At 71.8% G+C, this 14657-nt stretch carries 11 protein-coding genes; 1 reads left to right on the plus strand and 10 read right to left on the minus strand.

Annotated features, from left to right (window positions below; all coding sequences use genetic code 11):
- Positions 1-74: 74 nt before the first annotated feature.
- The 7 genes from ACWEQO_RS19140 to ACWEQO_RS19170 form a co-directional block, all read right to left on the minus strand.
- Positions 75-1478 carry a DUF6177 family protein gene (locus tag ACWEQO_RS19140; protein ID WP_452984448.1) on the minus strand — a complete coding sequence of 468 codons (1404 nt, stop codon included), beginning with the start codon at positions 1476-1478 and terminating at the stop codon, positions 75-77.
- Positions 1475-5530, minus strand: a complete 4056-nt coding sequence (gene eccCa, locus ACWEQO_RS19145; RefSeq protein ID WP_452984450.1) for a type VII secretion protein EccCa — start codon at positions 5528-5530, stop codon at positions 1475-1477. Before eccCa ends, ACWEQO_RS19140 begins: the two co-directional genes overlap by 4 nt.
- 85 nt (positions 5531-5615) lie before the next feature.
- Positions 5616-6836 (minus strand): hypothetical protein, encoded by a 1221-nt coding sequence (locus ACWEQO_RS19150; RefSeq protein ID WP_452984452.1) that lies wholly within the window; start codon positions 6834-6836, stop codon positions 5616-5618.
- Positions 6837-6857: 21 nt separating this feature from the next.
- Entirely contained in the window at positions 6858-8243 is a 1386-nt protein-coding gene (gene eccD, locus ACWEQO_RS19155; RefSeq protein WP_452984603.1) for a type VII secretion integral membrane protein EccD, read from the minus strand.
- A gap of 16 nt (positions 8244-8259) precedes the next feature.
- Entirely contained in the window at positions 8260-8529 is a 270-nt protein-coding gene (locus ACWEQO_RS19160; RefSeq protein WP_361449515.1) for a hypothetical protein, read from the minus strand.
- A gap of 309 nt (positions 8530-8838) precedes the next feature.
- On the minus strand, positions 8839-9048 hold the full coding sequence (locus ACWEQO_RS19165) for a DUF397 domain-containing protein (RefSeq protein WP_452984454.1): 210 nt from the start codon (positions 9046-9048) through the stop codon (positions 8839-8841).
- On the minus strand, positions 9027-9875 hold the full coding sequence (locus ACWEQO_RS19170; RefSeq protein ID WP_452984456.1) for a helix-turn-helix domain-containing protein: 849 nt from the start codon (positions 9873-9875) through the stop codon (positions 9027-9029). The genes ACWEQO_RS19165 and ACWEQO_RS19170 overlap by 22 nt, the downstream gene beginning before the upstream one ends.
- Before the next feature lie 202 nt (positions 9876-10077).
- On the opposite strand from ACWEQO_RS19170, the gene ACWEQO_RS19175 reads away from it, so the two are divergent.
- Positions 10078-10404, plus strand: a complete 327-nt coding sequence (locus tag ACWEQO_RS19175) for a hypothetical protein (RefSeq protein ID WP_452984458.1) — start codon at positions 10078-10080, stop codon at positions 10402-10404.
- Positions 10405-10744: 340 nt separating this feature from the next.
- Here ACWEQO_RS19175 and ACWEQO_RS19180 read toward each other — a convergent pair whose 3' ends face one another.
- The 3 genes from ACWEQO_RS19180 to ACWEQO_RS19190 form a co-directional block, all read right to left on the minus strand.
- Complete coding sequence (locus tag ACWEQO_RS19180) at positions 10745-11485, minus strand: immunity 49 family protein (RefSeq protein ID WP_452984460.1); 741 nt, start codon at positions 11483-11485, stop codon at positions 10745-10747.
- A gap of 140 nt (positions 11486-11625) precedes the next feature.
- Positions 11626-14226, minus strand: a complete 2601-nt coding sequence (locus ACWEQO_RS19185; protein WP_452984462.1) for a hypothetical protein — start codon at positions 14224-14226, stop codon at positions 11626-11628.
- On the minus strand, positions 14223-14612 hold the full coding sequence (locus ACWEQO_RS19190; RefSeq protein ID WP_452984464.1) for a DUF6507 family protein: 390 nt from the start codon (positions 14610-14612) through the stop codon (positions 14223-14225). Before ACWEQO_RS19190 ends, ACWEQO_RS19185 begins: the two co-directional genes overlap by 4 nt.
- Positions 14613-14657: the final 45 nt, after the last annotated feature.

Here is a 14657-nt window from a genome sequence, read left to right on the forward strand (position 1 = left end):
CGTGAGTGGCGACCCGGGACCCGTGTCCCGCGGCCCGGGTCCCGCCCGCGGTGCCCCCTGCGCGCGGCGCGCCCTCAGGTCTCCGCTCCCGGCACACCGGCCCGCAGATGCACCGCCAGGCGGTGCAGCGTGCCGAGGGCGCCGGCGTCCGACCCGTCCCCCAGCGGGTAGTGCAGGGCCGGTTCGGAGGCGGGGCCCAGGGCGACGGGCCGTACCCCGACGGGCGGGCGACGGGCGTGGGTGAGTCCGATGCCCCGCACGTCGCGCGCGCCCAGGGTGAAGGCGACCGGGACGGACGGCGCCTGGAGCACGGGCGCCGTCGTGAGGTCGCGGGAGGCCCGCCGCACCGAGGCCAGCATCGTCGTCAGACCGTGTTCCCCGACGAGGGTCCCGGCGAGGGACGCGATCGCCTCCAGGGGCGGTTCCTCGTCCTCCCCGTACCCGAGGGTGAGCGTCACGTCCTGCTCGACCCCGGCGGTCGTGCGCGTCACCCGGATCCACGCCAGCGCGGGCCGGTCGGGATGCCCCGTCACGAGCAGATGGGTGGGCTCGGGGGCCCGGGCACGGGCCAGTTCGGTCAGCCGGCGCGGCGACCAGGGCAGGTTGACGGGTTCCGCGGTGCCCCAGCCGGCCGGGGCGGAACCCGTGAGCGCCCGCCAGGCCGTCTCGAGCGCCTCGCCCAGGACGATGTCCTCGTGGGCGGGGAGCGTCGTACGGAACGCCACGACGAGCTGCCGGTCGTTCGACGGGGACGTCCGGCCGAACGCCTCGGCGACCGGGGCCGTGCCGTCCGTCCCGAGCGCGGGCGCGAACGTGCCGTCCCGCCAGCGCAGCACCGCCCCGGACAGCCCGTCGTAGTAGCCCTGTGCCGGGTCCTGGACGACCCAGCGGCCCGGCACCTGGAGGAGGGTGGCGCGGGCCGGGGCACTGAGCCGGACGTGCGGCGGGGTGACGATCTGCAGGGCCCGGCCCGACTCGGACGTGCCGCGCAGCACCTCGGAGAGCCAGGTGGTCAGGGCCAGGACGGGCCGGTCGGACAGGACGACGGACGTGGTGTCGGTGAGGACGTCCACGACCGGCTGTCCGTCGTCCGGCACGACGGCCGCGCGCACGTCCACGACCTCGGTGCCCGCCGCCGGCTCGGGCCAGGTGCTGCCGCCCAGCAGCAGGGCGAGCCGCCCGCACACCGATCCCGCCAGCCGCTCGGCCCCGGGCACGGCGCCGGAGGCCCGGACCTCGGTCCACCAGAACGGCACGGGCACGTCCCGCCCGAGCAGCCGTTCGGCCTCCCCGGGGACCTGGACCAGCAGCGGGGCCTCCACCGACACGAGGGGCTTGCCGTCCGGGGCGCACAGCCGCAGCACGGCGCCCCCCGATCCGGCGGTGACGCCCGCCTCGGGTCCGCCCGCGTACAGGCCCGCCAGCAGGGCCCAGGTGTCCGGCATCCTCGGGGTGAGGGCGATGACGTCCTTGGTCATGACGCTGTCTCCTCTTCGGCCTCTTCGGCTCCGGCCAGCGCGGTCTGGACGAGCCGGTGGCGCCGGCCTCGGCGGACCAGGGTGCCGCGGCCGGGTGGTTGCGGGGAGGCGTACAGGCCGGGGAAGAGCTGTCCCTCGGTGCGGTCGCCGTCCATCACCAGGGCGGTGGTGCCCGTCTCGCGCAGGGTGGTCAGCAGCGGCTCGTACAGCGCGCGGGAGGCCCCCGCGGTGCGGCGCGCCAGGACGAAGTGCAGACCGATGTCCTGCGCGGAGGAGACGTACGGCAGGAAGGGCGCGAGGGGCTGCTGTCCGGCGGTGGTGAGGATGTCGTAGTCGTCGACGAGGATGACGATCCGCGGGCCACGGAACGCGGGCTCGCCGGTCTCGGGTGCGTCCGGGTCGGCGGTCTCCGGCAGCCGCTTGTCGAGTTCGGCGGCGATGCCCGTGGAAAGGGCGGCGGCGAGCGTGGCGTTGTGGGCGTAGCCGCCCCGGTACGGCTCCGGGACGACGCCGCGCAGGCCGCGGCGGGGGTCGAAGACGCCGAAGACCAGCTCGTCGTCGGAGTACCGCTCGACGAGCCCGGCGACGACCAGCTTCAGCAGGTTCGTCCTGCCGCACTCGTTGTCGCCGAGGACCAGCAGGTGCTGGTCGCCGCCGAAGAGGTCGAGCAGCACGGGGGCGAGGGCGTCCTGGTCGAGGCCGAGGGGGACCCGCCGCGGTTCGGCGGCCGGTGAGGGCAGCCGGCTCACCGGCAGCCGGGCCGGCAGCACCCGCACCGGGGCGGCGGGCTCGCCGTGCCAGGTGGCGCGGACGGTCCGGGCCGCCTCCTCCAGGGCCGGGCCCAGGTCGCCGGTCGTGGACGAGCCGTCGATGCGGGGCAGGGCGGCCTGCGCGAACAGCTTGCCGTCGGTGAGCACCCGGCCGGGCACGTCCGGCGCGAGGGTCCCGGAGAGCTTGCGGTCGACGGAGGAGTCGGCGGGGTCGTTCAGCCGCAGTTCGACGCGGGTGCCGAAGAGCGACTGGGTGGCGATGCGGACGTCGTTCCAGCGCAGCATGCCCGCCACCACGTGGATGCCGTAGCCGCCGCCCCGCTTCAGCAGGTCGGCGACCGGCTCGTCCAGGTCGGCGAAGTCGTCGCGCAGCGCGCCGAAACCGTCGACGACGAGGACGACGTCGGTGGAGCCGAGCTGCTCCAGCCGGCCCTGGGCGCGGAGCCGGCGGAGCTGGTCGACGGAGTCGATGCCGTGCTCGCGGAAGACCGCCTCGCGCTCGTCGAGCATGGCGCGCACCTCGGCCACCGTACGGGCCGCGCGCTCCCGGTCGGCCCGCCCGGCGATCCCGCCGACGTGCGGCAGGGCGGCCAGCGCCGAGAGGCCGCCGCCGACCAGGTCCAGGCCGTACACGGCGACCTCGCGGGGGGTGTGGGTGACCGCCAGGGACAGCACGAGGGTCCGCAGGAGTGTGGTCTTGCCGGACTGGGGGCCGCCGATCACGGCCACGTGGCCGCCGGCCGTGGTCAGGTCCAGCTCCCACCGGCCCTGCCACTGCCGGGCCGGGTCGTCCAGCACACCGAGCGGCACCCGCATCCCGCCCGTGGCGCGCGCCAGGTGCAGCCCGCGCTCGGAGACCCGGACCGGCCCCGCGGCCGCGTCCAGGGTGACGGCGTCCGGCAGCGGGGGCAGCCAGATGCGGCGCACGGGCGATGGGGGTCCCCCCTGCTCGAGCGGAGCCGAGAGCTTGGGGGAGGCTCCGGTGAGCCCGCCGACCATGAGGGACAGGACGGTCGGGCCGGTATCGCGCCGGGTGGCGGTGGGCTCCTCCTCCGGCTCCTCGCCCCGCTCCGCGGTGTTGTACGCCGGGTAGGGCAGGGCGAGCGGCCCCTCGTCCCGCTGCTCACGCGCCGCCGGACCGCGGTGGGCGCCGGAGACGTACCCGGCCTTGAACCGTTCGTAGGTGGAGGTGTCGACCTTGAGGTAACCGAAGCCGGGCAGCGGCGGCAGGTGGAAGGCGTCGGTGGTGTCGAGGACCGTGCGGGACTCGTCGGCGGAGAAGGTCCGCAGCCCCAGCCGGTACGACAGGTAGGTGTCCAGGCCCTTGAGCTTGCCGCCCTCGATGCGCTGGCTGGACAGCAGCAGGTGGACCCCGATGGAGCGGCCGATGCGTCCGATGGACAGGAACAGGTCGATGAAGTCCGGCTTGGCGGTGAGGAGTTCGCCGAACTCGTCGATGACGACGAACAGGTGCGGGAGCGGTTCGAGGTCCGGCCGCTCCGTCGCGCGCAGCACGGCGTAGTGCCCGATGTCGGCGACGTTGCCGGCGTCCTTCAGGACCTGCTGGCGGCGCTTGACCTCACCGGCGAGGCTGGTGTGGACGCGCTCGACGAGCCCCGCCTGATTCTCCAGGTTGGTGATCATCCCGGCGGTGTGCGGGAGTTCGGCGAAGGGGGCGAAGGTGGCGCCGCCCTTGTAGTCGACCAGGACGAGCGCCAGGTCCTCGGGGGAGTGGGTGGCGGCCAGGGCGAGGACCAGGGTGCGCAGCAGCTCGCTCTTGCCGGAGCCGGTGGCCCCCACACACAGTCCGTGCGGGCCCATGCCGAGCTGGGAGGACTCCTTCAGGTCCAGCAGGACCGGCTCGTGACGATCCGTCAGCCCGATGGGCACGCGGAGGAAGTCGCGTTCGCCGCGGGGCTGCCACAGGGTGGGCAGATCGAGGTCGGCGGGGTCGGCGATGCCGAGGAGCGCGGGGAAGTCGACCGGCCCGGTGACGGGGCTTCCCTCGGCGACGGACTCCGGTGACAGCCGCAGCGGGGCCAGCAGCCGGGCAACGCCCTCCGCCCCGGCCGTGGTGACCGGGTCCACGGTGCCCTCGGCAACGGAAGCACGTACCTCCTCGGTGGCGGAAGCGCGCACGTCCTCGACGACCACCCGCTCGCCCTGGACGGTGAGGCGCACGCTCACCTCGTCCGGCTCGTGCACCTGCTCCTGGAGGAGGTGCACCACGGTGACCCCCATGTCCGCCAGCCCGACCGCCGAGTCGGGGCGGGGCAGTTCGGCGGCCGGCTCGCCGTGGGCGTCGACGACCACCAGCAGCCGGCCCGCCAGCCGCAGCGCGGTCCGGTCGGCCAGACCGCGCCGCACCTCCGCCGCGTACGCGGACCGCCGGCCCAGCTCGTGCCGGAGCCCTTCGGCGAGCTGCCGGACATCGGGCGCGATACGGCGGGCGGCCACCGGACCGTCGTGCGCCTGCGGATCCAGCACGTGGGGCAGCCACTTCGCCCACTCCCAGTCGGCGAGCCGCTCGCCGGGCACGGCCAGGGCGAGCGCGACGTCGTCCGGAGCGTGCGTCACCGCCGTCTGCACCAGCAGGGCCCGGGCGACCCGCAGGACGTCCTCCCGGTCGCCGACGACGCTGACATTTCCCGCCCGGTCCAACGGCACCGTCAAGGGCACGTCGGCGGCCGTCGCGAACCGGCGCTGCAGGGCGCGCGCCTCGTTGAGCATGAACGGGTCCGGCGGCGTCAGCACCCCGCCGGCACCGCTCTGCTGGATCTCCGGCTCCTGGGCCGGCACGTCACCGAGACCGACCCGCACCCGCAGGAAGTCGGCGTCCCGGCGGCGCCGCTCCCACAGCCGGGCGGGGTCCCGCACCAGGTCGTACAACGCGTCCGGCGGCGGGTTCAGCTCCCGCTCCGCGTCGCGCAGCCGGCGCTCCGCGACGCCGAGTTCCTCCCGCAGCTCCTCCAGGTACTCCAGGTAGCGCTCACGCTGGGTACGCCGGGTGCGCTGCGCCTTGCCCCGCTGCGACAGGAACAGCGCCACCGCGCCCAGCAGCGCGAAGACCAGCACGACCGCGCCCACCACCGCGAACCGGCTGTTGCGGATCACGGTCATCATGACCACGGAGCCCATGACGCCGGCCATCGGCAGCAGCGCGGTGGCCGCGTTGCCGATCTTCCCCTCGGGAAGGTTCGGCGGGGGTTCGATCGTGCGGGGCCGGGCGGGTTCCGGGGGGCGGGTGCTGCGGGCGGGCCGATGGACGATCTGCAGGGTCACGGGCGGACTTCTCCGAAGCGGGTCGTGACGGAAGAGACGGAAGAGGGACAGGACGGGCACGTACCGGGACGCACCGACCGGGCGCTCATCGCACCCTCACCGCGCGCCCCATCACCTCGGCGGCCAGCCGCAGCACGGCCTGCTGCGTGGCGTGCGCCAGGAGGTCGGTGCGGATGGGACCCCCACCGGCCAGATGACGGTCGTACGGCACGGAGACGACGGTGACCCCGGCCTCCTTGAGATGCCCCGCGGCCGTCTTGCCGTCGAGGAGCATGTCGGGGGTGCCCGACACCAGCGCCACCACCGTCGTGGCCAGGGCGGAGTGCGGCAACCGGGCCAGCCAGTCCAGCACCTGACGGGTGGCGTTCACCCCCTCCGCGGTGGCCGGCGCCACCACCACCCGGGCGTGCGCGGTGTCCATGGCGGTGCGGGCCACCTCGCCGGGGAGCGTCTCGCAGTCGACCACGGTCACGGCGAAGTAGCGGCGCAGCGCCAGCGTCACTTTGCGGTACGCCGTCATGTCGAGCGGCGGACCGACCTGGCCCCGGCTCGCGGGCAGCAGCCAGCCGCCGTCCGACACCGGCACCAAGTAGCCGGTCACGTCCGTCAGTTGCATGGACGGATGGAGGATCGGCGCGAGATCGGCGCACGTCCAGCGCACCGCCTCCGCGCCCAGGCGCACCGGCAGGGTGCCCAGCGCGGCATCCGCCTCCAGGGTCAGCACCGGGTCGTGCCGGTAGTGGTTGAGGGTGCGCCCGAGCAACGCCGCGACGGTGGACTTGCCGACACCGCCGCGGATGGAGGTGACGGCCACCACCCGGCCCGTGGTGACGGGCTGCTGCAACTCCCGCGCGATCCGCGTCTGTTCGGCGACTTCCTGAGCCACGGACGAGGTGAGCTTGCGCAGCGCCCTGCCCGTACGCCGGGTCACGGAGTCGCCGTGCAGGGGGCGCCCCAGGGCGAGGAGGAGACGGGGGTCGAGGGTGGGGGAGGACTCGGGGGCGGGGGCCGCGGGGAGGTGGGGGGCACGGGTGGGGACGGGGGCGGCAGGCGCCGCGGGCCGCTCCGGGACCGGCTCGTCGGCGGCCCGGTCAGCCGGTATGGAAGAGGGGGACGCCGAACCGAGCGCGTCACCTTCCGTGCCCGCCCACGCTTCCGCACCGGTGTGCTCACCCGCATCCGAGGGGCCGCTCACCCCGCCGCCCAGCTCCCGCAGCACGTCCCGCTGCCAGTCACCGCCACCGTCGCCACCGCCGCCACCGCCGTGCGCCGACGGCTGCTCCCGCCCCTGCTCCCCGTTCGTCATGCCGCCGCGCCCCTCAAGCCCTCATGCGAAGGTGCCGAGCAGTCGCCCGTACACACCGAACACGCCGACCAGCAGCGGAAGCAGCGCGATGACCCCCACCGACTCGAGCAGGTCACCGGTCCGCCGCAGCCGGACCCGTACGTGCTCGGCCGGCTGCACGGCGAGCACGACGAGCGGCAGGACCGCCAGCACCACGAGGACGACCAGCGGCGCCACGTCCGAGGACTCCTCCGCCCACACCACCAGCAACCGCACGGCGACGCCCGCCGCGGCGGCCAGCAGCACAATCACCTCGGCGACCAGCGGAAACGCCCGGGCGCGCAGCGCCAGCACCACCGCGACGACCGCGGCCAGCGGCACCGTCCACCCGGAGGGATCCCGCAGCGCCAGTACGGCGGCCACGGCGGCCGACCCCGCCAGAGTGATCGTGGCGAGCACCAGCCCGCGGTGGGCGGCGGCCAGGGCGACGGACACCTGGTGGCGGCTGACGGAGACCCCGCCGGCCCGACGGTCGTCGAGCCCGGAGAGCCCGGACGCCATCAGCGCGAGCCGTGGCAGCACGCCGAGCACCACCACCGAGACCACGCCGACAACGGCCCCGACCCGGGCCTGCTGCTCCGCCGTCCCGGCACCGGACTGCACGGCGACGACGACCTCCCAGCCGACGGCGGTCAGAGCCACGGCCCCGGCACCCACCAGCCCGCCCCGCCCCAACGGCGTGAACAGCCCGAGCAGGGCGAGGACCAGCACACTCACCACAGCCACTCCGGCGAGCCGCAGCGCACCCGCCGACGACCCGCCGAGACCGTCGACCAAGCTCCACACACCCAGCACACCGAGCGCGCCACCGGCACACAGAAGAGTGGCGGAGAGCCCGTGCCTGCGCACCCGCCCCAGCACCGCGCCCGCGACCGCGGCCGCACCGGCGGCGGCGAGCAGCGCGGCGGCGACGACCGAACTGTCGTACCGCGCACGCGCGAACAAGGCGGCGACGACCACCCAGCCCACGCTCGCGACCCCCGCCGTGACCCGCCGCGCGGCCGGCCCCCACACCCATGCCCGATGACCGAGATCCTCCGCCACCTCGTCGGTGACGTCGTGCACGACGGGGGCGGGCGGGGCGTCCTCCGCGCGGACGAGACGCAGGACGGCACCGTCGCGGATGCCCGCCGTCTCCAGGGTGCTGTCGTGATCGAGCGCGGAGCCGTCCACCGTGACGAGGTGACGCGAGGCGGGCCGCCCCTCCACACGGTCGTCCAGCAACCGCATGATCTCGGGCAGCAGCAGCCCGACCGGCTCCCGCGCCGGAAGCACCAGGTCGACGCGGCGCCGCTCACCGACGAGCGTGACCCGGCTCAACACCGTCGGCCCACCGGCCGTTTCCCTGCTCAAGGCCCCCGGAGACATCACGCTCGCGAACCTATCACCGGCCTGTAGGACTATTAGAGGGCGTGGAAACGCCGGGGGAGTACGGACTGTTGCCCTGCCCCATCAGCCGATGCGACACGAACGACCACCCCACACACCCCGCGCACAGCACGGCCGCGATCACCATCCCGGCGATCACCTTCCCCACCCGCTCGTCCACGGCCCGCCGTTGCCGCTGCGCCCCGAACAACAGGGCGTCCCGCAACCGCCGCCGCCGCACGGAAACGGACTCGAGAAGCTGGCTGTCGTAGTCCTGAGCGGACATGCTGCTCATTCACCTCGTGTCGGGTCAGGTGGGGAATTCGCCGAGCCGGCTGCGCTTGAGCAGATTCACGGGCAAGTACTCCGACTCGACCTCGATCCTCCCGGAACCGCTCCCCCAGGACGCATCGCGGCCGCGGCCCGACGGTCGGGAATCTGCTCAGGGCGCCTGCGAGGGGTCATCGAGACGCCGGCTTCTCATCGGTCGGCCGTCCTCGTCCCACCGGTATTCCTCCTGGACTGTGAGACCGCCGTAGTCCTTGTTCCGGAACGGGCCCTGGAACATCGCCAGGGCTCGTTCCGCGTAACCGCCCTACAGGGAGCCGTCCTTGACGCCGGTGACGAACGGCTGCCAGGCCGCCCCGCCCAGCATCAGGACAGGGCCGGTCAGGTTCTTGCTGTCGCGGACGGGGACCGCGCCGGCGAAGTCGTCGCAGACTTCGACGCAGGCATCCCCCTGCTGGTTTCCGCTGTAGGAGGACTTACGCCAGCGGGCGACGTTCACGTCCGGGGTGACTCGCATGGCTCGTACATCTCCATCGTCGCTTCGATCAACGCCGCTGAATCCCTTGGCGGGAGGGCGCTGGCCTTCATCAGATCGTACTCTCGCACGCGCTGTGTGACGGTCTCGCGGTCGTCGAAGATCTCGCCGTTCCTGGGACCTTCCTGGTACACGATGGTGGAGTTGTCCGGGAGCGTAAGCAAGATGAGTGCGCCGTTCATCAAGGTGCATGAGCCCGCCGCGAACGGGACGATCTGGATCGTCGTGCAGCGCGATTGCACCAGGGGAAGCAGTGTCGCGAGTTGCCCGTACATCACCTCCGGTCCGCCCACCGCCTGCCGTAGAGCCGCTTCGCCGAGGATCCACCAAAAGTGCGGAGGGCTGTCACGGCGCATGACTTCCTGACGACCCAGGCGTGCGGCGACCAAAGAGTCGATCTCCCCGGAGCTCATCTGGGGGTTTCCCTCGGTGAACAGCGCACGCATGTATGCCGATGTCTGGAGCAGACCGGGGACGATGCCCGCACAGAACTCCTGAATCCGCACCGCCCGGGCCTCCAGCTCCAGACAGTGATCGAACCGCCTCGGCGTGTACTCCCGCTTCACCGCACCCCACAACCCCTGGAACAACTCCCCTGTCCCGAAAGCCGCGTCCAGCTTCTCCGAGATCGGCGGCAGCGGAAGCCGTTCTCCCGTCTCCACTTCGTGCAGATGCGTCTTGCTGTAGTTGACGATGTCCGACATCCGGTCCAGCGACAGCCCGATGAGCTGGCGCTGACGGCGCAGCTCGACGCCGTACAGGTCGCGGGCGGAGTGGACGGGTTCGAGGTCCCGGGAGGGCTGGGTCATGGCGGTCGGTGCTCCCTTGCCGTGTGCCGTGTCGGCATGCCGTCCCGCGTTCCCGAGGGAACGGACATCCATCAAAGCTAGTCGCTGTTGGTGACAGTGTGAGTGCAAAAAGTGATAGTGCCCAGGTGGCAGCCGTTCCGGAGCCCGGTTCGGAACACCGTCACCCTGGCCGGCCACCCTTGCCCGCCGTGACGCTGAGAGCGTGAACAGTGAGAAGCAGCAGGAGGCCGCACCCTTGCCCTCCCGCGGACGTAAGACGACCGACACGACGCCCCGCCCAGGCCGCCCCGAACTGGACACGAGTCGGCTCCCGATCGGTGAACTCGCCCGTGACCTACGGCAGGAGAGGCGCGGGATCGTCATGGACCATCAGGACGGGTTCGTATGGCTGCGCCCGGAGGGCGGCGGCACGGAGTGGACGGCGCTGCCCGGCGACGTGCAGCCGTTGAACGTCCATGAACGGGCCGAGGAACCGATGTGGGCGCGGGTGGCCAGGGCCAACGCCCGCAGCAGAGGGGAGGTTCTCTGAGGTGGGAGACGCGGAACAGGCGTGTGAGGACCTGCGCGAGGCGCTCCGGGCGGTGGGGGTGACATTGCCGTCCCTCGGGCTCGATGTCGCTTCGTACGCCGGGTCCACTCCGCTCGCGCTGATCGACCTGGGGCGCTGCAACGTGGCCACGGCCCGTGCACTCACCTCCGCACTCCGGCCCGACCGGGGGGCGGCACGGTGAGGCTCGGCGAGAATCACGGGCAGGCGTGTTGGCGCGTCACTGGCGCGAACCATCAAGTGGTGCATCACGAGTAGTGCGTCCGGTAGAGGGATGGCTCTTGTGCAGAACCGTCCTGAGCGGTCATGCCGGCCATCTGGCTCATGTGGGGAATTCGCCGAGCCAGCTGCGCTTGAGCAGGTGCTCGGGCAGGTACTCCGATTCGACCTCGATGGGCCGCCCGGCGTCGTGGGCGAGACAGGTGAGGGCCAGAATCGCAAGGGGGATGTCGCCCTCGCCGGATTCCTCACGGTCGGGGTCGGCGTTCCAGTATTCCTTGTGCAGTTGGAGTGCCTGGATCAGGGCTTCGTTGAACTGGTCGGGGTCCTGGCCGATGAAGCGGTAGAAGAGGTTGATCGGCGGATACAGGACCTTGAGCATCGTCTCGCGGTCGAGGAATCGCAGCCGGTCCGGGTCGGTTCCGTCGAACGCGGCAACGAGTTTGTCCCCGAGCCCGGGTCGCTCCAGCCAGTACGCCTGGAGTGCATCCACCCAGTAATAGATGTACTCCTCGAAGACGGCGCCGGAGGCGCGCAGTGTCTCGATCGGCACCTGGCACAGATGTGTCATCCGCGCCTGGTCCCGGCAGACGACCGTCAGCCAGAAGGCGTCCAGCCAGGTGCCGGCGTCCACGAAGTGCGTGATCCCCACGGCGGGGATCGTTCGCATCTTATGGCCGATCATGCACTCGACGGTGGAGCCCTCCGGAGCGGTCGCCGAGGAGAACAGGGCGGACCCGACCTGCATGGCCATCACCCAGGCCTCCCACGTCTCCAACTTGGCGGCAGTGGGATCATCGAGGGTCTGCAGCTTAGCTGTACTCAGTGCGCTGCTGAAGGTCAACCCGAAACTATCCGGGTACTTCTCGAGGTTTTCAATCTTCGCAAGCGTGCGAGTGTTCAATTTTTCGCGGAATGCGTCCGGAATCGGGTTACTGCCCTCCATTTCGGGGCGTGAAATATTCGCTACCACGTGCAATTTCCTCATTTCTTTATGTTGAATTGTAGCATTTCATATCCGGCATACTTGGTGCCGTCGGGCTTAGCTTTTACGAGGACGTAGTCCACTTGTTCTTTTTCGAGTGCCTTATTTAGGTCGTCGGCTAGCTTGCGTTCCGCCTCTGCTGATTTTAGTAGATCCGCATCTCCGGATTTCATCCCCTTTCTTTCGTTTCTGTTAGCCCTCTTTTCCATTTCCTTCAAGATTGTTTCAAAGTACTCCTTCGTCCCCTGCGTCACCAGTCGATTGCTGTGCCCCTTGCGTACTCCGAGAGGGGCCGTCGTGGACCCCTTCGCCTCGACGACGACATACCGGCCGTCCGTCGTCCGGTACACCTGGTCGAACCGATTGTTGCCGAACGCCCCGTCGTCCAGACGCACCGCACCCTCGTAGTGCTCCGGGATCGCGTGGCGCTCGGCCGCGTACTCGCCGAGCAGTTCTGCCTGCCGGTTGGCGTCGCCGTGGAGCGGTGAGTGCGTCTTGTCGGCGAGATCCCTCGCGGCGGCCAGTTCGTCCGTGCGGTTGGCGGCGTAGGCCTTCTCCGCGTCCTTGAGGACGTCCTCCGCCGCCTTGTCGGCTTTGACCGCTGCATCCCGTCTGGCGGCCTGTTGGTCCAGGTACTCCCGGGTCGTGTCGGGGAGATCCGCCGGCTTGCCCTTGATGGGGTCCGGACGCACATAGCTTTCCTTGATCGCCGGAGGCATGTCACTGGCCGCGATCCATTTGGGCGGCGCGAAGGGGTTGGCGGTGATCTGGGGCACGGCCTGGCCGTAACCGCCCTCTGCGGTCGTGTCGCGCCGGTATCCGTTCTCCCGGTAGTGATCCTTGAACCACTGGGGGTCGTTGTTGGCCCGTTCGACCTGCCGGCGCATGACCTCGCGTTCGAGGTCCAGCGGATCGCGGCTGCCGGACGGCGGTCCGCCCGAGCCGTCCCCGCCCGCGTGACCGCCCCCGGCCCCGCCGTGCTGGGCGGGAATCGCGCCACCCTCGGCCCCACCACCGCCGGCGGGCCCGTCGCCGCCCGCCGTATGCCCTCCGGTGTCGCGTGCGGGCACCGTGTCCGTGCCGCGCGCCCCGGCGTGCTCACCGACGTGCGCGGTCGCCGCCGTGTTCCCGCTGACCCGCCCCGTCGCGTCGCCGCCGACGTGGGCCGCCGTGCCCCCGGCGGCGTGCGCGCCTGCCCGGTCGCCCGCCCCGACCAGCGCACCCTCCTCGCGCGGCAGGCTCCGCTCCAGGAACTCCCGGTCCGCCGCCGACAGTTCCACCTTGGCCGGTGCCGCCGTCCCGTCCGCGCGGACGACCGAGCCGTCGTCCAGGTTCAGGCGGGTGCCGTCGGGCCACTCCACGACGTTGTCGCGGATGACCGGCGTGTCGTCGGCGACCCGGACCACGCTGCCGTCGGGCTGGACGCGCCCCGCGCCGGCGAGGACGTCGTCGTAGGCGCCCGCGTGCACGCCCCGCAGGCCGGCGAACAGGTCGGTGACCTTGACCGTGCCGAACGTCGCGGCCTTGCCCAGGTACGTCATGGGGTCGACCAGCCGGGCCGTCCTGCCGAGCGCGCCGGCCGTGCGGGCCACCGCGCCGCTCTTCGCGGCCGCTCCGGCGCCTCCGGTGAACACCGTGGTCAGCACGTTGAAGGTGACCGCGCCGCTCGCGCGTGCGGGGTTCTCGCCCCACTGGTCCCAGGCGACCAGCGCCTTGCCCGTCTCCTTGACCGCGTTGCGGGAGTCGCGCAGGTAGGAGGGCAGTTTGTCCTCGGGCATCGCCCAGTAGGCGACGCCGACGACGGGCACCGCGGTGATGAGCACGCCGGTGGCGAGCTTGCCGAGCCCTTTCCAGGCCTCGCCCGCCGCGTCCCAGCCGTCGAAGCCGACCAGGGTGCCGAGGCCCTGGATCGTGCCCCACACCCCGTCGACGAAGAATCCCTTGCCGAACTCCCACACCTGGTGGCCCAGCCAGTCGAGCCCGTGCCGCTCCTTCTCCACGATGCTGCCCCAGGGCAGTTCCTCGGACTGGTTCAGCAGGTCGGCGGTGAAGCCGTAGGTGCTGGTGCCGCGCTCCACCAGGCGCTTGTCCGCACCGTCCTCGAGAATCAGCTTCGAGCCGCCCACCAGCGCGGTGATCGTGTCGTGGCAGGTGATCTCCGCCAGCCAGAAGGCCTCCGTGGTGGCGTTGACGTCGTACACCAGGTCGTTGTTGAGCTGGACGTTGTCGTCGTCCTCGCGCCAGTCGTCGTCCCCCGCTATCTGCTGCCGGAAGGTTTCCGCACGCCGCTTGAGGCTCTTCAGCCTGGCCACCAGCGGCTGGATCTCCGTCTCGTACGCGCTGAGAGCCGCCGCGACCTTCTCCAGATCATCGGCGAACTCGTCCGCCTTGGCCGCCACCGGCGCGGTCGTGGCGAACAACTGCTCCGCCTCCGGTGCCGTGTAACACGCCGACAACCCCTGGAAGCGGGCGTGCACGTCGGATCCCGACTGGCGGAAGACGAGGGCCTCCCCCGTCAGAAGCATGTGGTCCGTGACCAGTTGCTCCAGGTCGCCGGTGAACTGCGGGATCTTCTGCGGGTCGATCAGGTCCGTGCTCACGTGCCCCCCTGCCCCCCGCCCGCCCCCGGCAGGTCGATCTCCGGTTCCTTCAGCGCGTTCGCCTGGGCCTGCGCGGCCATCTTCAGGTCGCCCTTGACGTACTCGTTGGTCGCGGTGGCCGCTCCGCTGAGGGAGTTCGACGTGCGCACCGCGACGTACATCAGCTTCTCCTGGTAGGCGGTGAAGAACTCGCCCAGCGCCGCCGCGACCGGGCCCTGGACCCCACTCTTCTCCACACCGCCCTGCTGGACCGTGCCGGCGGACTTCGCCGCACTCGGCAGCGTCTCCTGCAGGGCCTTCCCGGTGTCCGAGAGGCCCTCGGCCGCCTCCGCCGTCTTCGCGAGAACGCGCTGCACGCCGGACGGCGAGATGTCCCACCCCGTCATGTGGATTCCCCGTAACTCCCGTGCGCCGTCATCCCACCCACGCGC

It is taken from the genome of Streptomyces sp. NPDC004051 (assembly GCF_053604275.1).